31 protein-coding genes and 1 riboswitch are annotated in these 25,411 nt (G+C 51.6%); of the genes, 11 read left to right on the top strand and 20 right to left on the bottom strand.

What is annotated here, in order from left to right; translation table 11 throughout:
- Nucleotides 1–22 precede the first annotated feature (22 nt).
- Both ACI2J2_RS03315 and mntP read left to right on the top strand, forming a co-directional pair.
- Complete coding sequence (locus ACI2J2_RS03315) at nt 23–481, top strand: DUF986 family protein (protein ID WP_265553684.1); 459 nt, start codon at nt 23–25, stop codon at nt 479–481.
- A gap of 221 nt (nt 482–702) precedes the next feature.
- Nucleotides 703–889, top strand: a riboswitch (yybP-ykoY riboswitch).
- 7 nt (nt 890–896) lie between these two features.
- Nucleotides 897–1,466 (top strand): manganese efflux pump MntP, encoded by a 570-nt coding sequence (gene mntP, locus ACI2J2_RS03310; protein ID WP_209634054.1) that lies wholly within the window; start codon nt 897–899, stop codon nt 1,464–1,466.
- A 145-nt stretch (nt 1,467–1,611) separates the two neighbouring features.
- Here mntP and rlmA read toward each other — a convergent pair whose 3' ends face one another.
- On the bottom strand, nt 1,612–2,433 hold the full coding sequence (rlmA, locus tag ACI2J2_RS03305; protein ID WP_265553687.1) for a 23S rRNA (guanine(745)-N(1))-methyltransferase: 822 nt from the start codon (nt 2,431–2,433) through the stop codon (nt 1,612–1,614).
- 144 nt (nt 2,434–2,577) lie between these two features.
- On the opposite strand from rlmA, the gene pgeF reads away from it, so the two are divergent.
- Nucleotides 2,578–3,294, top strand: a complete 717-nt coding sequence (gene pgeF, locus ACI2J2_RS03300; protein WP_209634058.1) for a peptidoglycan editing factor PgeF — start codon at nt 2,578–2,580, stop codon at nt 3,292–3,294.
- A gap of 52 nt (nt 3,295–3,346) precedes the next feature.
- On the opposite strand, the gene cspE is transcribed toward pgeF, so the two are convergent.
- The 3 genes from cspE to ACI2J2_RS03285 all read right to left on the bottom strand — a co-directional run bounded on the left by cspE (nt 3,347) and on the right by ACI2J2_RS03285 (nt 5,589).
- Nucleotides 3,347–3,556, bottom strand: a complete 210-nt coding sequence (gene cspE / locus ACI2J2_RS03295) for a transcription antiterminator/RNA stability regulator CspE (RefSeq protein WP_002221949.1) — start codon at nt 3,554–3,556, stop codon at nt 3,347–3,349.
- Between the two features lie 41 nt (nt 3,557–3,597).
- Complete coding sequence (locus ACI2J2_RS03290; protein WP_071593021.1) at nt 3,598–3,714, bottom strand: DUF2627 domain-containing protein; 117 nt, start codon at nt 3,712–3,714, stop codon at nt 3,598–3,600.
- 876 nt (nt 3,715–4,590) lie between these two features.
- Nucleotides 4,591–5,589: an MBL fold metallo-hydrolase gene (locus tag ACI2J2_RS03285; RefSeq protein ID WP_404759407.1), complete on the bottom strand. Its 999-nt coding sequence runs from the start codon at nt 5,587–5,589 to the stop codon at nt 4,591–4,593.
- Nucleotides 5,590–5,812: 223 nt separating this feature from the next.
- Here ACI2J2_RS03285 and ACI2J2_RS03280 point away from each other — a divergent pair, with 223 nt between their 5' ends.
- The gene (locus ACI2J2_RS03280; RefSeq protein ID WP_209634062.1) at nt 5,813–6,103 is read left to right on the top strand and encodes a hypothetical protein; all 291 of its coding nucleotides are present in this window, start codon (nt 5,813–5,815) and stop codon (nt 6,101–6,103) included.
- A gap of 39 nt (nt 6,104–6,142) precedes the next feature.
- On the opposite strand, the gene ACI2J2_RS03275 is transcribed toward ACI2J2_RS03280, so the two are convergent.
- The 3 genes from ACI2J2_RS03275 to ACI2J2_RS03265 all read right to left on the bottom strand — a co-directional run bounded on the left by ACI2J2_RS03275 (nt 6,143) and on the right by ACI2J2_RS03265 (nt 8,305).
- Nucleotides 6,143–7,510 (bottom strand): amino acid permease, encoded by a 1,368-nt coding sequence (locus ACI2J2_RS03275; RefSeq protein WP_209634064.1) that lies wholly within the window; start codon nt 7,508–7,510, stop codon nt 6,143–6,145.
- A gap of 176 nt (nt 7,511–7,686) precedes the next feature.
- Nucleotides 7,687–7,923: a DUF4060 family protein gene (locus tag ACI2J2_RS03270; RefSeq protein ID WP_037419924.1), complete on the bottom strand. Its 237-nt coding sequence runs from the start codon at nt 7,921–7,923 to the stop codon at nt 7,687–7,689.
- A gap of 67 nt (nt 7,924–7,990) precedes the next feature.
- Nucleotides 7,991–8,305, bottom strand: coding sequence for a phage protein NinX family protein (locus ACI2J2_RS03265; RefSeq protein WP_265553694.1), 315 nt, complete (start codon nt 8,303–8,305; stop codon nt 7,991–7,993).
- A 170-nt stretch (nt 8,306–8,475) separates the two neighbouring features.
- Between ACI2J2_RS03265 and fos the strand changes: the two genes are divergently transcribed.
- Nucleotides 8,476–8,883 carry a fosfomycin resistance glutathione transferase gene (fos, locus tag ACI2J2_RS03260; protein WP_265553695.1) on the top strand — a complete coding sequence of 136 codons (408 nt, stop codon included), beginning with the start codon at nt 8,476–8,478 and terminating at the stop codon, nt 8,881–8,883.
- A 49-nt stretch (nt 8,884–8,932) separates the two neighbouring features.
- Here fos and ACI2J2_RS03255 read toward each other — a convergent pair whose 3' ends face one another.
- On the bottom strand, nt 8,933–9,205 hold the full coding sequence (locus ACI2J2_RS03255) for a YebO family protein (RefSeq protein ID WP_265553697.1): 273 nt from the start codon (nt 9,203–9,205) through the stop codon (nt 8,933–8,935).
- A gap of 98 nt (nt 9,206–9,303) precedes the next feature.
- Complete coding sequence (locus tag ACI2J2_RS03250; RefSeq protein WP_073963402.1) at nt 9,304–9,462, bottom strand: PhoP/PhoQ regulator MgrB; 159 nt, start codon at nt 9,460–9,462, stop codon at nt 9,304–9,306.
- Between the two features lie 166 nt (nt 9,463–9,628).
- Between ACI2J2_RS03250 and ACI2J2_RS03245 the strand changes: the two genes are divergently transcribed.
- Nucleotides 9,629–9,862: a YobH family protein gene (locus ACI2J2_RS03245; protein ID WP_209634072.1), complete on the top strand. Its 234-nt coding sequence runs from the start codon at nt 9,629–9,631 to the stop codon at nt 9,860–9,862.
- Between the two features lie 42 nt (nt 9,863–9,904).
- Here ACI2J2_RS03245 and ACI2J2_RS03240 read toward each other — a convergent pair whose 3' ends face one another.
- On the bottom strand, nt 9,905–10,144 hold the full coding sequence (locus ACI2J2_RS03240) for a DUF2766 family protein (RefSeq protein ID WP_004945684.1): 240 nt from the start codon (nt 10,142–10,144) through the stop codon (nt 9,905–9,907).
- Nucleotides 10,145–10,345: 201 nt separating this feature from the next.
- On the opposite strand from ACI2J2_RS03240, the gene ACI2J2_RS03235 reads away from it, so the two are divergent.
- Nucleotides 10,346–10,558, top strand: a complete 213-nt coding sequence (locus ACI2J2_RS03235; RefSeq protein WP_037419942.1) for a YccJ family protein — start codon at nt 10,346–10,348, stop codon at nt 10,556–10,558.
- 454 nt (nt 10,559–11,012) lie between these two features.
- Entirely contained in the window at nt 11,013–11,399 is a 387-nt protein-coding gene (locus ACI2J2_RS03230) for a helix-turn-helix domain-containing protein (RefSeq protein ID WP_209634074.1), read from the top strand.
- A 29-nt stretch (nt 11,400–11,428) separates the two neighbouring features.
- On the opposite strand, the gene ACI2J2_RS03225 is transcribed toward ACI2J2_RS03230, so the two are convergent.
- The 4 genes from ACI2J2_RS03225 to lysM all read right to left on the bottom strand — a co-directional run bounded on the left by ACI2J2_RS03225 (nt 11,429) and on the right by lysM (nt 14,315).
- The gene (locus ACI2J2_RS03225) at nt 11,429–11,782 is read right to left on the bottom strand and encodes a DUF1304 domain-containing protein (protein ID WP_209634076.1); all 354 of its coding nucleotides are present in this window, start codon (nt 11,780–11,782) and stop codon (nt 11,429–11,431) included.
- 427 nt (nt 11,783–12,209) lie between these two features.
- Nucleotides 12,210–13,151 carry a pirin family protein gene (locus tag ACI2J2_RS03220; protein WP_314588193.1) on the bottom strand — a complete coding sequence of 314 codons (942 nt, stop codon included), beginning with the start codon at nt 13,149–13,151 and terminating at the stop codon, nt 12,210–12,212.
- 97 nt (nt 13,152–13,248) lie between these two features.
- Nucleotides 13,249–13,413, bottom strand: coding sequence for a hypothetical protein (locus ACI2J2_RS03215; protein ID WP_209635303.1), 165 nt, complete (start codon nt 13,411–13,413; stop codon nt 13,249–13,251).
- A 455-nt stretch (nt 13,414–13,868) separates the two neighbouring features.
- Nucleotides 13,869–14,315, bottom strand: coding sequence for a peptidoglycan-binding protein LysM (lysM, locus tag ACI2J2_RS03210; RefSeq protein WP_037419951.1), 447 nt, complete (start codon nt 14,313–14,315; stop codon nt 13,869–13,871).
- A 226-nt stretch (nt 14,316–14,541) separates the two neighbouring features.
- Between lysM and ACI2J2_RS03205 the strand changes: the two genes are divergently transcribed.
- Nucleotides 14,542–14,733, top strand: coding sequence for a YebW family protein (locus ACI2J2_RS03205; protein WP_012145560.1), 192 nt, complete (start codon nt 14,542–14,544; stop codon nt 14,731–14,733).
- A gap of 130 nt (nt 14,734–14,863) precedes the next feature.
- A complete protein-coding gene (locus tag ACI2J2_RS03200; RefSeq protein ID WP_209635304.1) occupies nt 14,864–15,091 on the top strand; it encodes a biofilm development regulator YmgB/AriR family protein in 228 nt (75 codons plus the stop codon).
- An 86-nt stretch (nt 15,092–15,177) separates the two neighbouring features.
- On the opposite strand, the gene ACI2J2_RS03195 is transcribed toward ACI2J2_RS03200, so the two are convergent.
- From ACI2J2_RS03195 to ACI2J2_RS03170, 6 genes are all read right to left on the bottom strand, one after another.
- On the bottom strand, nt 15,178–16,260 hold the full coding sequence (locus tag ACI2J2_RS03195; protein ID WP_404759406.1) for a porin: 1,083 nt from the start codon (nt 16,258–16,260) through the stop codon (nt 15,178–15,180).
- A 651-nt stretch (nt 16,261–16,911) separates the two neighbouring features.
- A complete protein-coding gene (gene astE / locus ACI2J2_RS03190; RefSeq protein WP_404759405.1) occupies nt 16,912–17,895 on the bottom strand; it encodes a succinylglutamate desuccinylase in 984 nt (327 codons plus the stop codon).
- An 11-nt stretch (nt 17,896–17,906) separates the two neighbouring features.
- On the bottom strand, nt 17,907–19,247 hold the full coding sequence (gene astB / locus ACI2J2_RS03185; RefSeq protein WP_209635306.1) for an N-succinylarginine dihydrolase: 1,341 nt from the start codon (nt 19,245–19,247) through the stop codon (nt 17,907–17,909).
- 54 nt (nt 19,248–19,301) lie between these two features.
- On the bottom strand, nt 19,302–20,774 hold the full coding sequence (gene astD / locus ACI2J2_RS03180; RefSeq protein ID WP_404759404.1) for a succinylglutamate-semialdehyde dehydrogenase: 1,473 nt from the start codon (nt 20,772–20,774) through the stop codon (nt 19,302–19,304).
- Nucleotides 20,774–21,808 carry an arginine N-succinyltransferase gene (gene astA, locus ACI2J2_RS03175; RefSeq protein ID WP_209635309.1) on the bottom strand — a complete coding sequence of 345 codons (1,035 nt, stop codon included), beginning with the start codon at nt 21,806–21,808 and terminating at the stop codon, nt 20,774–20,776. The genes astD and astA overlap by 1 nt, the downstream gene beginning before the upstream one ends.
- A gap of 52 nt (nt 21,809–21,860) precedes the next feature.
- Complete coding sequence (locus tag ACI2J2_RS03170; RefSeq protein WP_209635311.1) at nt 21,861–23,075, bottom strand: aspartate aminotransferase family protein; 1,215 nt, start codon at nt 23,073–23,075, stop codon at nt 21,861–21,863.
- 878 nt (nt 23,076–23,953) lie between these two features.
- On the opposite strand from ACI2J2_RS03170, the gene ACI2J2_RS03165 reads away from it, so the two are divergent.
- The gene (locus tag ACI2J2_RS03165; RefSeq protein ID WP_404759403.1) at nt 23,954–25,228 is read left to right on the top strand and encodes an ABC transporter substrate-binding protein; all 1,275 of its coding nucleotides are present in this window, start codon (nt 23,954–23,956) and stop codon (nt 25,226–25,228) included.
- Nucleotides 25,229–25,411: the final 183 nt, after the last annotated feature.

Here is a 25,411-nt window from a genome sequence, read left to right as displayed (position 1 = left end):
TTTTTATTTGTGGAGTTGAAAGATGTCGCTGACCGATGGCGTATTACTGATTTTCACCGCACTGATGCTGGTGTATGCGATTTACGATGAATTCGGCATGAACTTGCTGAAAGGCAAAACGTTACTGAAAGTGCAGTTGAAGCGTCGTAATCGGGTTGATTGTCTGATCTTTGTTGGCCTCATCGCCATACTTATTTACCGTAATGTCACCACCCAAGGTGCGGCATTAACCACCTATCTGCTTATTTCTTTAGCACTGATCGCTATTTATATTTCTTATATCCGCTGGCCTAAATTGTTGTTTAAAGCGCAGGGCTTTTTTTATGCAAATGCCTTTATTGAATATAACCGTATTAAAGCCATGAATTTATCTGAAGATGGCATTCTGGTCATAGATTTGGAGCAGCGCCGATTACTGATTCAGGTGACTCAATTAGATGACCTGGAGAAGATTTATCACTTTTTTGTTGAAAATCAGTGAATAAAAAATAACCTCATCCCGACAAGCAGCCCACCCCGCGCTGAATGTGGGTAATTAATCACCAGCGCACAAGGCTACCTGATTATTATTTACGCAACATTGTTGCACTAGCCTACATTATATTCCTTCTTGCACACTCCATTAATGAAAACAATTATCAATTCCAAACCAATATCCGTTGGGAATAAAGGTTGTTGCCGGCGGAAATAATATGGTATGGTTGCGCCGTCATTGGGGAGTAGCCGGTTTCTGGACAATAAAACGCCAGAAACGCCCGTATCAACATACTCGTTTTTTCATTAAAACGTGGTGCGGGCAGCCAGGTAAGGTTGGCGAGACCATAGACACGTAACTCCGTCGTATGGTTGGGGGTGGGTTACGTGTATATGGAGCCGCCCGGCCGAGGCTATTTAACATGAACTTGTCAGCTACACTCATTCTCGCTTTTGGTATGTCTATGGATGCGTTTGCCGCATCGATCGGCAAAGGTGCCAGCCTACATCAACCCCGTTTCCGTGAAGCACTGCGCACCGGACTGATCTTCGGTGTGGTCGAAGCTATTACGCCAATCATTGGTTGGGGTATCGGCCTGTTTGCCAGCCAATACATTATGGAATGGGATCACTGGGTCGCTTTCTCGCTGCTGTTTATTCTCGGCACGCGCATGATTGTAGAAGGCGTCAGAAACCGCCCAGATGAAGTGGAAAAAGTGAAGCGCCACGGGTTCTGGTTACTGGTCGCTACCGCGATAGCCACCAGTCTTGACGCCATGGCTATCGGTGTCGGCCTGGCCTTCTTGCAAGTGAACATTGTGCATACCGCCATGGCCATTGGCATGGCCACCATGATTATGGCGACAATAGGCATGATGATTGGTCGCTTCATCGGTCCACTCCTCGGCAAACGTGCGGAGATCCTTGGCGGTGTGGTCTTGATCGGTATCGGCGTCAATATCCTGCTGGAGCATTTGGGCTACCTTGCCTGATACCGCTAAACGCGAGAAAACCTGCCAACGGCAGGTTTTTTTGTTTCTGTCCCCGATCAATCCATCTTGCCATCCGGCGCCTGCGGGCGGCTGGCAGCGGTAAACGCAAGGACGCATTCAGCAAACCGACAACCTACACGCCGGCTTAATCAGCACGTCGGCGATAGAGCGCAATGACGAAATCCGTTTCGCACGCAAAGCGCTCACAGGCGCTCAGGCGTTGCTGGACCTCCGGGGAGGCCCGCCAGGCAAACGGCGTCATTTGCAACAGGTTGGCTGCCTGTTCTCCCGGAAGCGTCATCAGATACGACAGCGATTCAACCCGTTCACAGTCAAAACCCGCGAATTGCTCATCCTGTTCGTCATGCAGTTGCACCTGCTGGTAGACCTGTTCTTTCAACTGATACAAATGGCGTGGGCCAGGCGATACCGTCACCACTGCCCCGCCGGGTTTGACTACCCGCGCCAGTTCTTCCGCCTTGCAGGGTGCATAAATACGCAGTATGGCGTCTAAAGAACCGTCGGCAAACGGCAGGCGGTGGCTTGATGCGACACAGAATGACACCGCCGGGTAACGCTTGGCCGCATAGCGAATTGCCACCTTCGCGACGTCCAACCCATAAACCCTGACCCCACGCTGTTGCGCCAACCGCGCGGCGACCTCCGCCGTGTAATACCCTTCACCGCAACCGATATCCAGCAGAGCCTGTGCGTCAGAAGACAACGCGTGATCCAGCAACTCTGCCACGCGTTGCTGCAAAGGTTGATAGAAACCCGCATCAAGGAATGCACGCCGTGCCTGCATCATCTCTGCACTGTCACCCGGCTGTTTCGAACGCTTATGCTGCACCGGCATCAGATTAACGTAGCCCTCTTTGGCACAGTCAAACTGGTGGTTAGCGTCACAACGCCATTGCTGATGAGAAAAATGAAGCGGCTGATGACACAACGGGCACTGATAAGACATGGTTTGGGTTCCAGAGAGATACGGCGCGGCTAGTCTAAAGAAGGCGTCTATGCGATGCAAGGCACATCCCGTATGGGCCTAGCCAAGGAGGAAAAAAACTGGCTACACTGACGTTAAGTTTTCTGACGCAGGCAAAAACGTTATATGACTGATTACTCTCCACTGCTCAACACCATTCCGTCCATTCAACACGGTTTCGGGAACAAGAGCGCACTGCTTCCTGGGCATTTACAGCCCTACTGCACCACCTTGCCGGAAAAAAAGCAGGTTCACGGCACGCGCATCGTTGACGTCACACAGGCAGCGCAACCTTGTGGTGAAGCTGATGGGTTCTATACCACCCAACCTGGCATTTTGCTTAGCGTGTTAACAGCGGACTGTCTGCCCGTTATTTTCAGTCGTCATGATGGTTCAGCGATTGCAGCCGTGCACGCTGGCTGGCGTGGGCTGCTGGACGGTATTCTGGAGCAACTGGCTGCACGTATCCGCCGTGATGACTCAACGGCCAACTGGGTGGCTTCCATCGGCCCTGCTGCCGGTCCATGCTGCTACGAGGTAAACGAAGAGCTGGTTGCGCGCTTCAAGCAACAGTTACCACTGCCCATGGCGTTAATCAGCCCCCACTATCGCCATTTGGACTTGGCGGCCATTGCCGAATCCAAACTCCGCGAGTTAGGGTTTGCCGGCGTTGACCTTGCCGGGAGCTGTACCATCTGCACGCCAAACACGGATCCTCTGCAGCCGCAGCGCTTCAAATACACCAGCTACCGGCGGAACAGCCACCGACGTGAGCAAGATCCGAGCCATCCGGGTATTACCGGACGTAATCAATACGCAGGTATTATTATTACCGGCGGATAATAGAAACGAAAAAACCCGCACCAAGGCGGGTTTTTTGTACAGCTGACGCTGATTAGATTGCAGTAACGTTTACTGCAGATGGGCCTTTCTGGCCATCTTGGATTTCGAACTCAACGTTCTGGCCTTCAGCCAGGGTTTTGAAGCCGTTACCCTGGATTGCAGAGAAGTGTACGAACACGTCTTTGCTGCCGTCAGCTGGAGTGATGAAACCGAAACCTTTAGACTCGTTGAACCACTTAACTTGACCTTTGATCTTTGCCATCTTGAGTATTTCCTTTGGATTGTTTAAACCGCCCGTAGGCGTTACATAGACAAACTAGAGTCGTTACTGCTTGAGGCACTAAGATAAGGATCGGCAGAGAAGCGGTATTCAACGCTAACGTTTTTACTCAGAACTTCTTTACTGAAAATGCCACACATATACAGAACTGTACCTCGTTTTACCCAGATGCGTTATCACATACTCTGTATTCGATGGCAAGCCATTTTTAATCACTGATGGAGCTGTCGCACATATTTGAAACGGTCGAGAGCAACATAAGCTTAAATAGACTAAAAGATGTTGAAGCCATAGCTATTTTCTGCTTAACACTTACGCCGCGCTACACTCCGCATCCTGACTGAATTTTAACAATTCTTTCATCCAATTGACCCACGCATGTTGCAACATATAAACCCTGCTTAACGCTTAGAACGTTAAAAATTTTGAATCTTTATGGAATTTCTTATACAACATTTGAATATCGATGAACGGGCGCATTGGATATCGGATGATCCGACCATTAGGCCGCCATCTGGATGGCTCAACGCGAATACCACCGCCCGTCCACTACTCCGCCTACCCGCAGCAGTGAAATAATACAGAGGCTCATTATTGCCACAAGGGAGCATGAACATAATTTGTGCAGCGACGTTATCGCCCAAAAAATCAAATAACGTGCCACTTTAGGGTGCATAAGCATGCAAAATCAGAATTTACGCACTATGACCGTGCAGCAGCGATAAATAGCGGACTCATAACGGAGATTAAATAACGGCAATAACATTGAGGTTTGTGGGAATGTACCGCGGAATTAAATCTTAAAAACAGAATGGGTATTTGCTCGGCCAATAACAATGTCCATTTGGTGTATTAATTTTACCTTTTCGCACGCATTGTCTCTATTGATAACGATACCGCGCCCCCGGTACTGGATTAACGCCCGTAACAGCCCCCTACGGCTACAACCCGCAACCAGGCTGGCCTGCGGGCAATCACATTGAGCATACCGGCCATGCAGACCAAAGGGTTAACGCTTAAGAGTTAGATTCAAACGCGATGCGCTCACCAATTTTGATTGGCCGGAACTGATGCTGCTCGATTCCCGCCGCACTCAACGCCAGATTTAATTGCTGAGGCGGTTCATCCAAAGACTCGTCAGCTAACTCAAAAACCCCCCAGTGGATCGGAATGACCCGTGGCGCATTTAATTGTTGATACAGCGTCACCGACTGCTGCGGATCCATATGCTGTTCCTGCATGAACCAGAGTGGTGCATAAGCGCCAATCGGCAAAGCCGCAACGTCAAACGGCCCTAAACGGGTGCCAATATCCGCCAAGCGCTCCGAATACCCGCTGTCGCCCGAGAAATAAAAACGCAGCGACGGATGATGTATCACCCAACCACACCACAGGGAACGGTTACGGTCCCAGAGCGTGCGCATACTCCAGTGGCGCGCAGGCGTGGCGTAGAACGTCAGATCGCCCAATTGCAGGCTATCCCACCAATCGAGCTCTTCAACACGCTGCAGACGATAACGCCTGAACCAATTTTTCAGCCCCAACGGGACAACAAAGGTCGCGTGTGGAAAACGCCGTGCCAACTGCCGAACCGTACGTCGGTCAAGGTGGTCATAATGATTGTGTGAGATTAAGACCACATCCACGGTGGGTAACTGCTTCACCGTCAACGGCGGTGGCGTTTTACGCTTTGGGCCATAGAAACTCAGCGGCGATGCGCGTTCCGACAATACCGGGTCGATCAGGATATAGCGGCCATCAAGACGCAGCAGCATTGAAGCATGTCCCAGCCACCAGATGCTATTATCGCTGCCGCTAAGGTCGGCTCGCTGCCACCAGCGCTCGGTAAACTGCTGATACCCCATTTGCGGCGGTTTGGGTAACCCCTGCTGCTTACGTTCATCCTGCCAGCGCTTTAAATCCCCCTCCCGACGCAGTGAAGGCTCCGGGTTACGAAAGCCCTGCGGGGTATGGTGCGACTTGGCGGCATCATAGTAACGATTGGTTATCTTCATCCAGTTGCTCTCCTGACCACTGCGGACACCCCTGCACGGGCAGGTTCGCCAGCATAACAAGATTCGCGAACATCACGTGTTGTGAACCGTGCTCACCGTGGGGACCTTTTCGCGTATTGTGTTGTCACAGTCCTTGCGAGAATGCCAGGGCCGCCTAGAGCCTGTTAAGCATCTCTTAAGATCCTTGTGATTTACTTATAGGACATTCAGAAAAGGAGAAGTTATGAGCCGTTCTACATCACGCAAATCACGTGTTCGTATGGGCCGTATCCGCAGCGCGATGCTGGCGCAGATGCAGTATTGGAAAATGTATGCCGCAATGAAGCTACGTCGGGTACGTGTGCCGGCACCGCTGATGGTGTTATTGGGTGCGCTGGTCAGTTTCTTCATGCTGGGCGTGCTGATGCTTAGCGTGGTCGCTATCGATATCATCACCACCCTGTTCCTGCTGTGCAGGAAACTCTTGGGGTTGGGCCGCACGGATCCAGGCAATGCCTTTATGCCACGCAGCTAAAGCGTGAACCGGAGGCGCATCAAGCGCCTCCGTTAACGACTACCGACGTACTTTCGCGTTTTTACGGCGCGTCAGCATAAATCCTATCCACAACAGCAAGATCCACACCGGCATCAACAAGACCGATATACGGATCCCTTCGCTGAAATACATGATCACCAGAATCAGGCTGAGGAACACCAGGCACAGATAGTTGCCAAACGGGTACCACAACGCCTTGAACACCGGGATGACGCCTTGGCGATTTTTCGCCGCACGGAACCGCAGGTGTGCCAGGCAAATCATCACCCAGTTAATCACCAGGGTGGACACCACCAGCGCCATCAGCAACTCAAACGCCTTACCGGGCATCACATAGTTGATCAGCACACCCACCGACGTCACCAGGGCCGACAGCGCAATTGACAGCATTGGCACACCGCGCTTGTTTACGCGTGTGAGTGCCTTGGGGGCATTCCCCTGCGTCGCCAAGCCAAACAGCATGCGGCTGTTGGCATAGACTCCGCTGTTGTATACCGACAGCGCGGCCGTCAGTACCACCACGTTAAGGAGCGTCGCCACCAGGGTGCTGTCCAGCGCATGGAAAATCATGACGAACGGGCTACCGCCTTCCACGACTTTGTCCCACGGATAGAGCGAAAGCAGTACCGTCAACGAACCAATATAAAAAATCAGGATGCGATACACCACCTGGTTAGTGGCCTTTGGAATGCTGCGACGAGGGTCTGCCGCTTCGGCGGCAGTGATACCGACCATCTCCAGCCCACCAAATGAGAACATGATCACGGCCATCGCCATCACCAGCCCTTCGACGCCATGCGGCATAAAACCGCCCTGTTCCCACAGGTTATTGATGCTGGCTTGCGGACCGCCATTGCCACTGGCTAACAGCCAGGCGCCAAAAACGATCATGCCGACGATTGCCACCACCTTGATGATGGCAAACCAAAATTCGGTTTCACCATACAACCGGACATTCACCAGATTGATCGCATTAATCAGTACAAAAAACACGGCGGCGGAAACCCAGGTCGGGATGTCTGGCCACCAATATTGAATATAAATGCCAACGGCCGTCAGTTCGGCCATACCGACCAAAATGAACATCGCCCAGTAGTTCCAACCCGACAGAAAGCCGGCGAAATCGCCCCAGTATTTATAAGCAAAATGGCTAAATGACCCGGCTACCGGCTCCTCAACCACCATTTCACCCAATTGGCGCATAATCAAAAAAGCGATAAAACCGCCGATCGCATAGCCCAATAGCACCGAAGGGCCCGCCATTTTAATGGTTTGCGCGATGCCAAGAAACAGCCCGGTGCCAATGGCGCCCCCCAGGGCGATAAGTTGTATGTGTCTATTTTTCAAGCCGCGTTTTAGCGGGGTATCCTGCTGCTGACCGCCCATCTTATCCTCATTTGGCGTGGGATCCTGTCGCTTCTGCGCAAGATTTCGCCAATTAATAAATGTATCTGCGGGCGGCTTTTTAACACTTAACCCCGTGAGCATCAAGGAGTAGCGCCCCGGCAAGGGTGGCCAGGGCGCTATTTTATACGGGGAATAACGGCAAAGTTGGGGCGTTTTTAACCCGACAAACCGCACAGTTTAGTGAGATTCCGGGCGCCGATCATCAGCGTTGCGACGTAGGATTGGCGGCGAGTTACCACCTCTACGGCCACACGATCGTTTTGATATTTTATCAGGTAGGTTGAAGGCCAGCCCTGTCGGCGCTGACCGAAGCTTTCGGCATGACGATCGATTGCCGCATGGGCAATCACCAGATGAGACAAGTTTTTATCACCTTTAATAATGCGCTTCATAAACAGGCTCCGCCAGAGACAGTTCTGTTGTCATAAAAAGGGAAAAATCATCAGTAATTCTGGTGTTTCAACGTACCATTTCGCTGTTTTGCTGACTCAGCAGGAAGCAGATCATCGCGGCGCGCAGTGGGCTGTTGCTGTCTGCCTGCCACTCGCCACGCTGGGTAATCATACGGGCCTGCCACTGCGGGTTATCACTTTGGCTATCGGCATTCAGACTGATTTTGTTGGCGCAGATAATCGGCCAGGCATCGGAGGGATTCTTGCAATAATCTTTACCTTTAACGCCGCCATAGGGATACCATTTATCCGGATTTTCTCCGGTGATCAACGCAATGCTGCGGTTCACCTCGGCGTCGCTTTCTTCATACCATTTAATCATCGGCTTTATCCATCTTTCGTAGAGTTGGCGCTACATTACGATGCCAATACGACAGATTTATGACAACAGGATGGCTTTTCACATTATCCATACTAATGTTTTTCAGGCTTTAACTTTTCACCGCGGCTGATTACACTTTTCCTGGTTTATCTTGCTCTGGAATGACCCTCATGCTTAACGGACTTAACCACCTGACACTCGCGGTTTGCGACGTCAATCGTAGCTTCGATTTCTATAGCAACCTGTTGGGCTTTGTGCCGCATGCTCGCTGGCAAAACGGAGCCTATTTGTCTCTTGGGGAGCTATGGATGTGTTTGTCATTGGACCCCGCACGGGCAGTAAACGCAGCAAGCGACTATACCCATTATGCATTTAGCGTTGCTGCGGCAGATTTCGCCGCGGTTGCATTGCGGCTGCGTCAGGCAGGCGTTAAAGAGTGGAAAACCAACCGCAGCGAGGGGGAATCGCTGTACTTTCTCGACCCCGATGGGCATCAATTAGAAATACACAGTGGTGATTTGGCGAGCCGCCTTGCGGCATGCCGCGCACAGCCCTATCAGGGGATGGAGTTTTTCTGAGCACGGCGGGTGGCGTAAGGCTCGCCCCACCACCCGGCCCACTCATTGATTAACGCTCAGGGATAAAACCTTTGAAATCCAGCGCAGGACTGAGATCATCATCGTCAGTTACGCTCTCGCCACGCGCGCTCTGCGCCAGGCTTTTCAATAATGCCGTTTGCTGACGCTGCTGCTCGGCAATGTCCTGCAGCAGACGAATTTGTTCATTGGCACGCACACTGGCGCGATTCACCAGGAACCAGACCCATAATCCCACCACCAGCGCCAACCCGGCGATGGCCAGCGATACCAGGCCATTAAGACCAAAACCTAAATCGTACATGGAAACCCTACCTACTGCTAAAAACAGGCGGACATCTTAGCACTCTGGATATGGGCGCGAACATCGTGATTGAAAATTGTTACGCACCGCTGCGCAGTTCACCATGGAACAAAGCGGGTGACGGAGCAAATCCCCAACGCAAAAGTGCCTCCTTCATCGCAATAGCTATCCAGCGCCAGCAGATAAAAAAATACGCAGGCCGCGAGGAAGGCGATTATCACGAAGATTTTTTTCCGCAACAAATTTAGCAGCCTCATTGTTATCTTGATAATCTATTGAACATGCTATCACAGACAACTTAAACGAAGTTTAACCTGTCGTTTAGAAACCCGCTTGAAGGCGATTTTTCAGATTGTTACCGTTGCCGCCGATGTCTGCGCATGGCTATATCATCGCAGCGACAAAACATAACAAGGAGTCCCAATGGGCAAGCTGATGAAATGGGTGGTAACGCTGGCGGTGCTGTACGGCGTATTTTTATTTTCGGGGTATGGCGTGCTGGTCGGCAGCAATAAAAACGTGGGTGGCTTAGGATTACAATGCAAGTACATGACAGCGCGCAATCTGGTGATAGCGCAATATCTGCACGGTGATAACGGGCTGATTGGCGTGTCGGACTGCCCACTGTTTAAGAAAATCGAAACGGTGGTGGATTAATCACCACCGTCCAGAACCGCCGCTGCGCGGCGGTTCCCGCACTTAGTTGCGGGTAAACTTCATTTCAATCAGAGCAATCGCTTTTTCGATCGCCCGCCGGGTCACGGGATCAGCACCGGCAGGGTGCGTGGAAAAATCGATGCTTTTCAGTTGGCTTGCCATCTTGTCACGCACCTCGGTTGGTGCAATAACGTCGATAACATCCAAAATCTGCTTGATCACCAGTTGACAGGCAACCAGGTCGGAGGCCAATTCCTGATCGTTGCTCAGCATGTCAGACATAATTACTTTCCTTCTTAATTCAGACGCCGCACAGAATAGCATGCCGCCTGGCGCTTTGCCGCCTCCTGTCCGTTTGCCACTGAATTTTCAACGTTCTTGCGCATTGCACGTCAAAACACGCGACTAAATTGACCTATACTCAAGGTTTGAACGCTGTGTCTATCGACGTAACCCTCAGCCACAACCCAACAGGAGAAAGTTATGGCAAACCACAATGTGAAATCCTGGGCTACCGTGCGTGAAACCTCGGTTGAGATTGCCGAAGCTATTTTTGAACTGGCAAAAAATGATGAAGTTCTGGCACAAAAAATCTGGGAAGAAGGCAGTGATGAAGCGCTGCAAATCGCATTTGCCAAAACCAGTGCCGACCAACTGTACTGGGGAGAAGAAACCGTAGAGCGGAAAAACGTCTGATTGGATTGCACTTACCAATAAAAAGCCCGGGTCACTTACGCGCCCAGGCTTTTTCGAAAGTCTATCAACCCCCATTTGGGGTTAGGCTGTTCCCTGATATCACGGCTCTTCACCTCCCACACCTTCCGCATTATTCATTCTCATCACCGGCGTCACCATGAAAGCGGCAACACCCACAATTACAACCAGAGTAATAATCACTGTCATTAACATGCGATCACCCCATCAACGCTGAATTGTCACGGCTGACTCTGCTTAGGCTATTATTTATTGCGACCTGAACCACTTTATCAGCGGTAGCGGGCAACTTCAGATTAGCCGTTTTCCCTTCTCACTGACAAGCCACTTAACGATGGTTTTTCCGAATAATTTCACCTTGGTGCGGGCGGCTTTTTGTCCGTGGCGGCAAGTTGTGTATACTTCAGCGCTATGTAGATCTCACACAGACGCACTGATGATACAAGAACATCACCTCTCATTAGTCTGCGCCCTCAGTAAATGGGTCGAAACTCACCTTGGACGAGTGATCCATCTCGAAGAGCTGGCCGAATACTCCGGTTACTCTCTGTGGCACATGCAGAAGCTGTTTAAAGAAGCGACAGGGACCTCGCTGGGTAAGTACATCCGTGAGCGTAGGCTTGCCGGTGCGGTTTACCAATTGCGCAGCAGTGACGCCTCTATTTTTGACATCGCGCTCGATTTTGGTTTTGGCTCACAATCACATTTCACGTATATGTTCAGAAAACGGTTCAATATCACGCCTTATGATTTTAGGCAGGATCTGAGCGTGGATCTGCACATCGCTCCGCCGCTGCACGTTATTCATCAGAAAACCGCCTGACTCGCTTTCCCGCCGCCCCTCACGGCGGGTTAATGCACCCATATCACGATCAACAAGGCAACCAATGCAGGCAGCGCTTGTACTCTGAGAATCTTACGGCTTGCCGTTAACCCACCGAAGACCCCTGCCACCAACACACAGCCCAGGAAGAACACCTGCACAGCGGGATCGGCACGCCAGACGCCCCATACCAGGCCTGCCGCCAAAAATCCGTTGTACAGCCCCTGATTGGCGGCCAATATCCGCGTTGCCGCCGCAAACTCTGCGGTGGTCGCGAACACGCGCCTGCCCGTCGGCTTCTGCCAAAGAAACATTTCCAGGATCAGGATATACAGATGAATCGCGGCAATTAACAACACGACTACGTTAGAAAGAATTATCATTGCACTTCACAAGGTTAATCAGCTATTGGTTTAATAAGTATTAACCGTTTTTAGAATATTGAGAATATCCAGTCATAAAAAAACCCGCCGCAGCGGGTTTATTGCATAATCATTCAGAGTTAGTTCAGAGCAACAACCAGCATGGCTGCTATTGAGATCCAAAACACCGCCGTTGCAATAACAACATGGGACAATCTTGCACGATAGAGTACTTGGCTCATAATAACCTCACAGACTTCTGACTAGCGGTAGATAACATCACTTCTTGGAAGTTATCTTAATCCACTGCTCCGACCATTTATTTGCGCCAGATCACTATTTCCCAGATAAACTATATCGGTACGAAAACATGGAGTTGTGATCACATTAATTTAACGTTAATAGAGCCAAATGAATAAAACACTCCCGCTGTTATAGCTCGAAGATATCAAACATCGCTCCAGGGCAGGTGTGGCGCGGCCATCCGAGGGCCTGAATAGCCAACAACATCGGGGAAACGTATATTCCCCTGCTCCCAGTCACGCTGTGCACGCGTAATCTCTGCCTTGCTGTGCCCAACAAAATTCCACCAAATGAGAATCTCCTCGTTTAATGGCAACCCACCGATGAATAATGCACGACTACCCTTCGTGCCATGTAACTCGATACGGTTAAGATTCTTACCTAAATAGGCAAATTCATCAGGTGAAAATTTTTCATCATTAACCTCAAATGCACCAATAAGGGGCAAAAAGCCTATTTCAAAATCTTCTCGCACAGGAAGCTGCAAATATCCGTCTTCCTGCCATTCCAAATCAATGGCGATTAACGGTGAAAACGTTATAACGGGAGAACGGTATTGTTGAAATTCTCCCACCAGCAACGTCTGCTTAACCCCAGCGCTCAGCCAAGACGGCAAGTCTGAATAATGATCAAAGCGCGGCGACATGTCAGCATATTCGGCGGGCAACGCAATCCACAGTTGTGCGGCATGTAAACGTCGGTCCTCCCCTGTAGATTGCTCCGTATGTGCAATACCGCGGCCTGCGGTCATCAGGTTTACCTGACCAGGGCGTATGACCTGCTCACTGCCCAGGCTGTCACGGTGCAACACTTCGCCTTCAATCATCCAGGTAAAGGTTTGCAGCCCAATATGGGGATGTGGCCCGACGTCCATACCCTGTGACGAACCGCTAAATACCGACGGGCCGGCGTGGTCAAGAAAACACCATGCGCCAACGGTGCGACGTTCACGTGTGGGTAATGCACGATTAATCGCAATACCGCCGACTTCAGCATTGCGCACGGCAATGCGTTGGATCTGGCGCACACCGTCGACGACGGGACAATCACGGGAAGATGAAGAGTAAGTTGGGCGGGAATTGCTCATCGTAAAACACCTCCAGAACGGCACACAGATTGAGTAAGTTGCTGGACGCCAGCTTAGCATGAGCAAGCGACCAGAACGCAACCTGGGAGGCAGAACGCTAAGGCGCCCTTATATAGCAACCTTTTATATCGACTTCATCGCGCGCATGCTTTAGATCAGAAAAATAAGTGACACCGAAAAGTATTGATACGACCAGCAGCACGGAAACCAAAAGGCCAATAATGGCCAGCAGCTTGGTTTCATCGTGGAGATTGTGCTCCATTTTATCCCCTGTAATGAACGACGTCATGTCAGCCACAACGTGACTGACAGCGTAAAAATGATCAGGGAGCAAGACGCTATTGCCAGCACAATGATAGCAAATTGCGCATCTCCCAAAGTTTCACGGTATTTTTTATCTTGTGAGGTAGTACGCTGTTGTTTCACAGAATCTATCTTAACTCATCACGCGTTAACGTTATTGTGAGGGGTGGCTGATAAATAAAAAGCCCGCCATGGCGGGTTTGTCAGATTCCGCGCTCGATACCGCTCAGACCTCAGTTGGGCTGAGACGCTATCAATTTTCCTCATCAGGGTCAACACTCCCCCCAGATGACAAGGATGAACGGCGTGGGACATTCATAAGTTTTATGGAAAACAAAGAATAATTAGACCAACTTATACCGATTGAGATTAAAAAGCCCGACCAACGATCGGGCTATAGCAAACGCGTCTGAATTATTGCGGAATACGCAGTACTTGACCCGGATAGATCTTATCTGGGCTAGACAACATTGGCTTATTCGCTTCGAAGATTTTGTTGTAGAGGTTCGCGTTACCATACACTTCTTTCGAAACAGCGCTCAGGGTATCGCCCTTCTTCACCGTGTAGAAACGGCTCTCTGCGGCAGATTGCTCTACCGTCACCTTGTCTTCTACACCACTGATGCCGGCCACGTTGCCGAGTGCCACCAGAATTTTCTCTTTCAGCTCTTGGCTGGCTGCATCGCCCGTCACCACAGCTTTACCGTCCACCACCTGTACATCGACCTTATCGGTGCCAGGCAAACCCGTTTTATTGAGATGGTCCTTCAGTTTGGCGCTTTGGTCTTCGGCAGTTGCATTGCCGGTCACTGTGTCCCACAGTTTTTCGCCCGCTTCTTTGACGAAGTTAAACAAACCCATATTCACTCCTTTCGATGGTTACAATGTTGCGTTGACTTAAGGCTTGTTAAGCTTAGCACTGCAAGAGGGATATTCAATTGGCCCTGAGGTATTAAGCGGTTAGAGTAATCCGAAAGTGCCACCTTTCGCTGCCAATCCGCCTCGTCGGGCCGAGCCAGGCATGAAACAATCGCCAATCTTACCTACAATAAGGGAATGGAAAGCTTGACGAAGGACATGAGACGCAATGTACGCTCTGGTGATGTTTGTCTGTTATCTGGATGGTGGCTGCGCTGATATCGTGGTGGACGTCCTGCGCGATGAGCGCCAGTGCCTGATCAGTATGAAAGAACAAAATCTGCGTCACGCCGGCTGTTTCCCGTTTGAGGACTTCATCGACGGCTTCTGGCTCCCCGCCAACGAATATGCGCCAATGTAAAATACCCGTCGACTTTTCTGCTAGTTTCTTCTGAGGAATTTCTGAATTCACTGGAAAGCCGGCATACCAACGATGCTTTATGCCACGATTTTGATAAATTGCTTCACCCGAACGATATGGAGACGGCACCATGCCCGTATCTACCCTTTCAAACGAACATTATGAAGCCCTATTGCGCGACGTCAGCCTGGCTGTTGGTGGCGCCGTTATTCAACTGATCAATCTCAATAAAAAAGTATCCGGCAATAATATTTTGGCGCATTTGGTGAATGAAATTGAGCATGAAACCAATCAGCAGCGCTTTGCTACCTTGCGCTCCGCCATCGAAGTCATGGGCCAGGCCCCGAAAGGACGATAAAGCCCCAATAAATAAGGCAGAGCTTGCGCTCTGCCTGGTTACCAATTTTTCCCGACACAGGAAGAAGAAGGTAATAGCGTTGAAACTTAGAAACGATAGGTCAGGTTAACTGCGACAATATCGTCGGTGCTCAGTTTCAGCTTGTTATCGTCGTTCAACTGGTTGATTTTGTAGTCAACGTAGGTGTACATATTTTTGTTGAAGTAGTAAGTCGCACCCACTTCCACGTATTTCACCAGATCGACGTCACCAATCCCTTCGATATCCTTGCCCTTAGACTGCACGTAGGCCAGGGAAGGACGCAGGCCGTTTTCAAATTGGTACTGGGCCACAACTTCAAAGTTCTGTGTTTTGTTGGCAAAACCAGAAATACCGTTGCCGCTGATTGGCGTCATGTTGCGCGTATCGGCATACATCGCTGCCAGATAAACCTGGTTGGCATCATATTTAATTGCCGTGGTCCAGGCCGTTGCGCTGTCGCCTTTACCGTAATCCAATTTTTTCTGATCGCTAGTACGGTTAGAGTCAGAGAATGCTGCCGCTACGCCGATGCCCGAGCCGCCGATGTCCTGATAATCCAGGGACATACCGTAACCATCACCGTTTTGCTTAGTCACTGAACGGCTGTCACTGTCGTTTTTACCCTGGTACTGCAACGCCAGGTTCAGGCCTTCTACCAAACCGAAGAAATCACGGTTACGGTAGGTTGCCAGGCCGTTAGAACGCGCGGTCATGTAGTTGTCGGTGTAGCTGTAGGAGTCGCCGCCGAATTCCGGCAGCATGTCGGTGTAAGCTTCTGCGTCGTATACGACACCGTAGTTACGGCCGTAATCGAATGAACCGTAGTCGGCAAATTTCAAGCCCGCAAAGCCCAGACGGGTTTTGGTGCCTTTGCTGCCTTGCGCTTCATCGTGGTTGGCTGCGACTTGGTATTCCCATTGACCGTAACCGGTCAGTTGGTCATTGATTTGCGTTTCGCCTTTAAAACCCAGACGAACGTAAGTCATATCACCATCTTCACCTTTATCTTTGCTGAAAACATGTTTGGCAGCAACGCGACCGTACAGATCGAGTTTATTGCCATCTTTATTATAAATTTCAGCCGCGTTGGCAAATGAGGTGATTGCCCCAAGGGCAATAGCTAAGGCTAATACACTGCGTTTCATCATTTATTTTCCTAGATATTATAATTTTTAAAATCCTGCCCATCACGCCCAATTTATGGTTTGGGCTGTGATCTTTATCATTTAGTGTTTTATGAGCGCCCCTAATTAAGGAGCCATGTGACATTAGCATCATGAATGCAAACTTAAAATAAAAAAGTTCATAAAACACCGTGGATAAAGCATGTTTATTTGTAACTAAATATTACATTAAAGTAAAAAACAAATCATTGATTAATAATGATATTTGCCACATATCTTATAACCATATTGGTGCAATGCACCATTTAGGTGCAAATTGGTTTCTTTTTGTATGCTTTCCATTCGATCGGCAAATATCATGAAAGTTAGCATGGTTATTAATAACGTTACTTATTTCACATTTTTATCTGAGTAAAGTCACCACGTGAATTTAAGGCGTTCAATCACGTTTTAATCGAATCTTTTACCGCTTAGGATAATTAATTAGATCCAACGCATCAAAAATGACAGCAGGGAATGATTAAAGAAAAAAATGGCAATGACGAACCAGAGGATATAAAGAGGGATAAATAAGAGGAATTTGCAGCATGATATAGTGTTGTTATTTAAGGTTGCAGCTAACATCGCTACAACCTTAAATTTCTTAAGTATAAAAAGGTATTTGGTACTAACACTTCAATACAGCGTGCTACGCGGTGCTTCAATCAACACCATGCCGGCACGCAATCCCAATGCGACCTTAGGGTTAGGGAACAAGATCCACTCGCGCGCATGCTGAACCCGATACTCTTCACCGGGTTGCTCACACAACAGGGTCCCCTGCTTCAGTTCGGTAAAGTTGGCGGTGTCGTCACTGAGATGCAGCCTAAATTCCTCACTGCGCTTGATAAGCGATCGCTCCACACGGAATACCCGCAGTGCGTCGCCAGGGCGTTGCGGTAAAGGCTCATTGCTCACCGCAGCCTGCAAAGCGCGGTTGATAGCGGCAAATTGCTGCAAGTCGTTACTGCCAAACGGCCGTGCCTTACCCAGTTCCAGCGTACAACTGGCTGCCCCCACGTGCTCACTGGTGAAATGGCTGAAGGTGCCACCGGGCGCACTGTGGATCACTAACGCATCCAGGTCGGCAGCATCCAACAATGCCAGCATGTCCGCACTGTAAGGCCTTGTCTGGAAAGGTAGAATGCCGAATCGTGGCAACCGCGAGTCGCGGATCGCCGTATGCAGGTCATAATGGAATCGTGCCGCTTTCTCAGCATCGAAAAATGTCGCGACAATCTGTTCGAGTTGTTGTGCCCGCGCGGTTTCGCCACTGTGGTCAAAATCGCGATAACGGCCACCGAACATCCGGTTCATGTCACTGTGCAAGTAGCGCTGGCCAGCCCGCATCGCCGCAGGATTACCCAGCACGACCAGCAAGCGAACGGCTAACGGACGGGCTCCGGAGAGCACATCCTTGACCAACTGATTCAGCAATTCAATCGGCGCCGTTTCATTGCCGTGGATACCCGCGGAAACGACCACAGCGTGCTGATAATCCTGCCGCGGCGTGATTTCCAGCAGGCCTTCTCCCAGCCAACGCCAGTGCAAATTTTCGTTCTCACCCTGCTGCTCGGCGGGAACCTGCCCCGCCAGCGTCAGGGCCAACAGATCAAACATGGTGGCTTCGCCTATTGTTGGAATGGATAAACCGAGCCCAACCCGAGAATCGACGTCAGGGCATCCAGTGCATCACGCCCTTCACGCAGCAGTTGCGGATCGGCCAAATCATTTTGCGTCAGGCGATCGCGGTAGTAGCGATCAACCCACTCATTCAGGGTAACGAACAGCGTATCGTTCATCATTGCACGTGGATTTACCGCCCGTAACTCTTGCTCATTCAGCGCCACACGCAGCCGTAAGCAGGCGGGTCCACCACCGTTACGCATGCTTTCACGCAGATCAAACACCTTGATTTCATCGATCGGCCCACCGGCGGCAACCATCTCCGTCAAATAGCCCCAAACACCACGATGTTGACGCGATTCTTCCGGCACCACGATCATCATTTTGCCATTGGGCTTAGTCAGGATCTGGCTGTTAAACAGATAAGTCGCGACCGCATCGGCCACAGACACGCGTGCTGTCGGTACTTCAATTGCCACCAACTCGCTGTCCAACGTCGCCATCTTACGCCGCACGTCATCCAGCGCTTGCTGCTGTTGATAAAATGCCTGTTGATGGTGGAACAACACATTCTGGTTACTGACGGCAATGACATCGTTATGGAACACACCCTGATCGATCACGGCCGGGTTCTGTTGTACGAATACCGTATGCTGCTCATCCAACTGATGGAGACGCGCAATTGCCTCGCCTGCTTCACGCGTTTGGCGTGCCGGATAACGCGTCGGAGCCGTTTCACCGCCAAACTCCTGGCGGCCGTAGACAAACATTTGCACACTACGTTTACCGTAGTCGCCGCCCAATCGGTTATGGTTAGCTGCACCTTCGTCACCAAACAGCGCCACCTGCGGCAAAGCCTCGTGGTGCGCAAAATGGCGTGGATCGTTAAAAATCGCCCGTAGCACGCCAGAGGTCGTCTCAGCCTCAATCGCGCGGTGGAATTTATTGTTCAAGTTGGCGGCAGTGAAATGCACCTTGCCATCGGCACTGTCAGCCGACGGTGATACCGTGGCCGCATTGGCGGTCCACATGCAAGATGCCGAACTTAATGCGGACAACAGACGTGGAGACTGTCGCATAGCCTGTGCCAACACCGCCTCATCGCTACCGCTGAAGCCTAACTTGCGCAGCATTGGCACGTGAGGTCTTTCCTGTGGCGGCAAAACGCCCTGCTGAAAGCCAAGATCTGCCAGTGCTTTCATCTTCAACAGCCCCTGCTTGGCCGCCAGCTTTGGGTTCGACACGCTGTTTTGATGCTGTGTCGATGCCTCATTACCAAATGATAATCCGGCATAGTGATGCGTCAGGCCCACCAGACCATCGAAATTGACTTCATATCCTGACATGCTGTTCTCCTGGGGCCGAGCAGGCTCGGCCCTGCGCAACAAAACGCTGAGTGCTTAGTTAAATGAGAGTCCTGGCGACAGGCTCGCCGGCAACGTCAGGCTTTCGCTTTCCAGCGACGCCATTGGCCAGGCACAATAATCCGCTGCGTAGTAGGCACTTGGACGGTGGTTGCCGGAGGCCCCAACACCGCCGAACGGTGCTGCACTTGACGCACCGGTCAATGGCTTGTTCCAGTTGACGATACCCGCGCGAGCTTCCAGCAACAGGTGATCAAAACGCTCACGCTGCGGCGACACCAGACCGACCGACAGGCCGTAGCGCGTCTGGTTGGCGATACGCACCGCTTCATCAAAGTCGTTATAGCGAATGAGGGTGGTCAGTGGGCCGAAGTATTCTTCATCCGGCACGTCCCGCACGCCAGTCACATCGATAATGCCTGGGCTCAGCAACGCACTGCCGCTTTCCAGCCGCTGCATGGTCAATAAGGCTTTTCCGCCCAACGCCAGCAAGTGATGCTGCGCCGCCAGCATTTTTTCTGCTGCTGCCGACGAGATTACCCCGCCCATAAACGGCTGGGGTTCAGCATCCCAACGGCCTATGCGCAGCGCGCTCGCCACCTGTACCAAACGCTCGATAAAGGCATCGCCCTCACTGCCACGTTTCACCAAAATACGGCGCGAACAGGTGCAGCGCTGACCCGCGGAAATAAATGCCGATTGAATGGCCAGATTAACCACCGCATCGCGGTCTTCAATCTGATCAACAATCAACGCATTGTTACCCCCCATTTCCAAGGCCAGAATTTTTTCAGGCTGCCCCGCCAGTTGACGATGCAGGTGATAACCGGTGCCGGCGCTGCCGGTAAACAACAGGCCATCAATATCCGCACGGGCGGCCAATGCCTCGCCGGTTTCACGCCCGCCTTGCACCAGGTTGATCACCCCATTGGGCAAACCGGCCTGCTGCCACAGCTTCAAGGTTTCTTCGGCGGTCTGCGGCGTCAATTCACTCGGCTTAAACACCACGGTGTTGCCCGCCAGCAGCGCCGGGACAATGTGACCATTGGGTAAATGGCCCGGGAAGTTATAAGGCCCAAACACCGCCAGCACCCCGTGCGGGCGGTGGCGCAATACGGAAACACCGTCCGCCATCGCCGTCTGGCTAACGCCGGTACGGGTCTGATATGCCTGCAGTGAAATCCCCACTTTACCGATCATTGCCTGTACTTCGGTCAGCGTTTCCCAGCGCGGTTTGCTGGTTTCACGGCTGATCACCGCCGCCAAATGCGGTTTGTGTTCTTCCAGCAACGCAGCAAAACGTTTCACAATCTGCTCGCGTTGCTCAAAAGGCGTGCGAGCCCAGGTTGGGAACGCCGCACGAGCGGCTTCACAGGCCGCAGCGACATCGCTGCCATCGGCGGCGTTGGCCTGCCACAGCGGCTGATTATCGACCGGATCGGTTTTACTGAACTCAGCGCCATGGCCTTGTTGCCATGAGCCATTAATAAAGAGTGCAGGATGTGACATTACGCTTTCTCCTGTGCAATAAGGGGGATAACCCGCACCGGGCTGCCTTGTTCAACACCCAGCGCTGCAGCGGTGGCGGCATTGAGATGCAGACGGTCGTCATACAGATCGGCATTGACCAACAGTGCGCGGTAATTCTGATAATGATCGTTGGCCACCAGATAGAGCGGCGCATCAGCGCGCATCGGGGTCTCATCCAGCACCACTTTCACCAGGCGGCTTTGTTTGACCGCACGAATATGGTCGATTTCCGCTTCCAACGTTGGGCCACCGTCGAAGATATCGACATAACCTTGATAACGCAGGCCTTCCGACTCCAGTACCCGGCGTGCCGGTACTGTCTGCGGGTGCACTTCACCAATCACTTTTTGCGCGTCTTCAGCCAGGAAGTCGACATACAGCGGGTGCTTCGGCATCAGCTCGGCAATAAATGCCTTTTGCCCGGTGCCGCTAAGGTAGTCCGCCTTGGCGAACTCGATAGAAAAGAAGTGGTTCCCGACGCTCTCCCAGAAAGGTGAGCGGCCATTCTCATCGGAAAAACCACGCATTTCGGCAATCAGCCGTTCGGAGAAACGCTCACGGAAGGCGGCGATAAACAGGAAACGCACCTTCGACAGCAGTTTGCCGTTTTCGCCGTGGCGGTAGTCCGGGTCAAGGAATAACGTACATAATTCGGAATGACCGGTGTGATCGTTGCTGAGGAACAGCGTCGGCACCGATTTATACACATTCAACTGTTTGGACGCATGCACCTGGGTCCCGACGCGGAAGCTGTACCACGGCTCTGAGAGCCCAACGGCCACTTCAATGGCGCAAACCCCTACGGCCTGCTGACGCTCGCTGTCCTCCAGGACAAACAGATAACACTGGTCACCACGCGGAAGTTCGCCTTGCCAGGTTTTTAACGCCCGCTCAATGCGTGCCGACAAGGTATCTTCATCTTGTGGCAGGGAAGTGAGACCGATGCCGGACTTACCGGCCAGCGTCAATAAATCAGCCAAATCGCGACGCTCTATAGGGCGAATAATCATCATAATGCGAACCTCGTCTTGATCAGGCTGCGCCGGTAAGGGCGCAGCCTGTGTATTAGCTGCAAATCCGCGCCACGGCTCGCGCGAATCGCGCCAGCCCCTCTTTCACATCCTGTTCCGGGATGATCAGTGAAGGGGTAAAGCGCACCACATCCGGGCCGGCAATCAGGGCAATCACACCTTCTTCGTTGGCCAATTGCGTGATCTGTTTCGCCTTGCCGGCATAATCTTTCGTCAACTGGCAACCAATCAACAGGCCACCACCGCGGATTTCAGAGAAAATCGGATATTGCTGATTAATTTTGTTCAACCCGTCGAGGAACCACTGGTGGCGCTGTTTCACCCCATCCAATACTTCTGGCGTATTGATGATAGAGAACACCGCCCCCGCCACGGCCGTCGCCAGCGGGTTACCGCCGTAGGTGGTGCCATGGGTGCCGACACCCAGCGTTTTGGCCAGATCATCCGTCGTCAGCATGGCACCAATAGGGAAACCACAGCCCAGTGCTTTCGCGGTGGTTAACACGTCCGGTACCACGCCGTATTGCATGTAGGCATACAGATCGCCAGTACGGCCCATGCCGGTTTGCACTTCATCGAAAATCAGCACCGCATCATGGCGATCGCACAGCTCACGCAGGCCCTGCAGGAAAGCAGGATCGGCAGGTAATACACCGCCCTCGCCCTGGATCGGCTCAACAATCACCGCACAGGTATTGTCATTGATCGCTTCAGCCGCCGCGGCCAAATCGTTAAATGGTGTATGGGTGATCCCACCCGGTAACGGGGCGAAATCTTTTGAATACTTCGGTTGCCCACCCGCTGAGACAGTAAACAGCGTGCGGCCGTGGAAGGCGTTGTTAAACGCGACAATCTGGTTTTTGCTGCCGTTGCCTTTATCCAGAGCGCGTTTACGCGCCAACTTGAGTGCCGCTTCGTTGGCTTCCGCACCGGAGTTGCAGAAAAACACCTTATCGGCAAAGGTGGCGTCAATCAGCTGCTTTGCCAAACGCAGTACCGGTTCGTTGGTGTAGCCGTTGCCCAGATGCCACAGTTTGCCCGCCTGCTCCACCAGCGCTGCCGTCACCACGGGGTGAGCATGGCCCAACGCGTTTACCGCGATACCACCGGCAAAATCGATGTAAGACTTACCCTGTTGATCCCAGACCTGCGATCCTTCTCCCCGAACCAAAATAAAATCAGCGGGGGCGTAAACCGGGACCATCCAGTCATCGAAAGACTGGCGGGTAACTGCGATTGGCTGTTCCATAATGACCTCATAACTTCAGCAAAGACTGAATTTTGACTGTAAGGGCCGTTCCTGCCCGGATGTTCCACAACAAAACAAGAAAAACAGCGCCGTTGAATCTCCTTTTCGACCGGTGATAACTCTGCCTCTCACCGTCTATTCAGAAACAAATCTGTTACATCAAACGCGTTTTTCGCTATTTATGCCGGGAATCAGGTCCTGGAACGGGGAATAAATGTTAACGAGCAGTTAAAATACATGCCGTTTGATAAAGAGTGTAGAGCAGCTATCGTGCCAAACTGGGATTTCCGGCAATTTTTTGGTTTTTTTACGCTAAAACAACGGCTTACAATGCATACTTATTCAATAAATATGCATTGGTAATGAATAATTGGAAAAATAAGGCGAAAAATCATCGTTGGCTGCGAAATCCTATTCAATTACAAAAAACTTCAATATTTCTGATCGCGCTCGCAAAAATAATTTGGCCTGACATGCGCCCCATCACACTTTTGCCCCACTTCAGTGCAGGCACTGCACCCTATGAGAGCAAACCCACGCCAGCCAAGGCTCTGCGCAGCACATCGCGGCGCATCATTGTGCATGCGCACACGCAACCCCCGCGCCAGATCTCATATTTGTTAACTTACTGAACAAATTGTTGACAGTCTGAGGACGCGATAATAGGTTAATTTCAATGGAACACGTGTTCCATGATAAAAAAAACGCACCCACCCTAAATAATTCGAGCCGCAGGAAAGCGGCAAAACATGAGTCCCCAGGCGCTGGCCTAAGCCAGCCACGGGGGTGAGCTCCATGGATGGGCCGAGTCACGCAGCGACACCGCGGCGGCTTGAAGTAGGACGGGTACACATCGACTGCACAGCATCGGGGTTATCATGGCTCATTTCTGCTTGCGTACTAACCATAGGATCACCGGGGTCGCACTGGCCGTGCTGCTGGGCCTGCCCCTTTCTGCCAGCGCCACTACCCGCATTACCTTCGCCAACTATTTGCCGAATGATTACATCAATAAGGTGATTAAAGATTTTGAAGCGGCGCACCCGGACATTCAGGTGCAGTCGATTAAATGCGGCTTCTCTGACTGCCACCAAAAGCTGACGACCGCGTTGGCCGTCGGCCAAGGTGCCGCCGATATCTTCAGCGTCAGCACCATTAAGCTGGGCAGCTTCGCCAACTCCGGTGGTCTGAACAACCTGAGCGCCCCTCCGTTCAGCATCGACAGCCAGGGCTGGCAGTTTGATCCTTCAATGATCAGTCTGGCAAAAGGCAACGACGGCAACATCTATGGTGTGCCTTACGATACCGGCCCGGTAATCATGATCTACCGGAACGACATGGTGCAAAAGGCGGGAACGAAGATTGAGGACATCACCAAAAGTTGGGACAGTTTTATCGCCTTTGGTGAGAAATTGAAAAAAGAGCAAGGCGCTTACCTGTTGCCTGCCGCCACCAGCCTGATCAACCCACTCGTGGTGGGCATGAACAGTGAACCGGGCAAACCCGTGTACACCAAAGACGGTAAACCCAACCTCGACTCCCCTCAAATCAAACAGTTGATGACGGTCATCAAAACGCTGTATGACAAAGGATTAGCCGCCTCGCTCGACGGCTCAACCAATTCGCAGGAATACATCAAGCTGTACCGTCAGGGGAAACTGTTCGCAGATATCGACGGCCCCTGGGACGAAGGCCGTATTGAGCAAGAATTGGATCCGGACGGTGCCAAAGCCGGGTTGTGGCGCGTGACCGACGTACCGGGCAACATCAAGGTCAATGCTGGCGGCACCACGCTGGTGATCCCAAAACAAAGCAAAAACGCCGACGCGGCCTGGCAGTTCATTCAATACTTTATGCAACGTGACGTGGTGATCGACGCGGCCAAAACCGCCGGTACCTTACCTGCCCGTCTCGACGTGTATAACGCGCCCTACTTTGACACGCCGAGTCGCATTCTCGGCGGTCAACATTCGATGCGCTACTACGCCAGTCTGGTGCCGGACCTGAAGCCGGTTGCCTCAGCGCCGGAAGATAATATCGCCAACGAAATTCTCAATGAAGCGGCGAAGAAAATTCTGGTGCAGCATCAGGATATCGACAGCACCCTGCGCGATGCCAACAAACTGCTCGAGCGGCGGATGCGCGCGTTGTAATCATCTATATCCGTCATATTTCAAGCTGCAGGTGTGTTGGCCTCAAGCACTCCCCCCAGTCACTTACTGATGTAAGCTCCTGGGGACCCATGCTCTTGCCGCCTTCCTGCAACTCGAATTATTTAGGATATAACTCCAGCGTTTTTTTGACGCCGATTTTATATTTTCCACCGGTTCGGGGAG

This window comes from Serratia sp. NPDC087055, from assembly GCF_044900985.1.
In the GTDB taxonomy this organism is placed as follows: domain Bacteria; phylum Pseudomonadota; class Gammaproteobacteria; order Enterobacterales; family Enterobacteriaceae; genus Serratia.
This window is presented reverse-complemented; position numbering and strand designations above follow the sequence as displayed.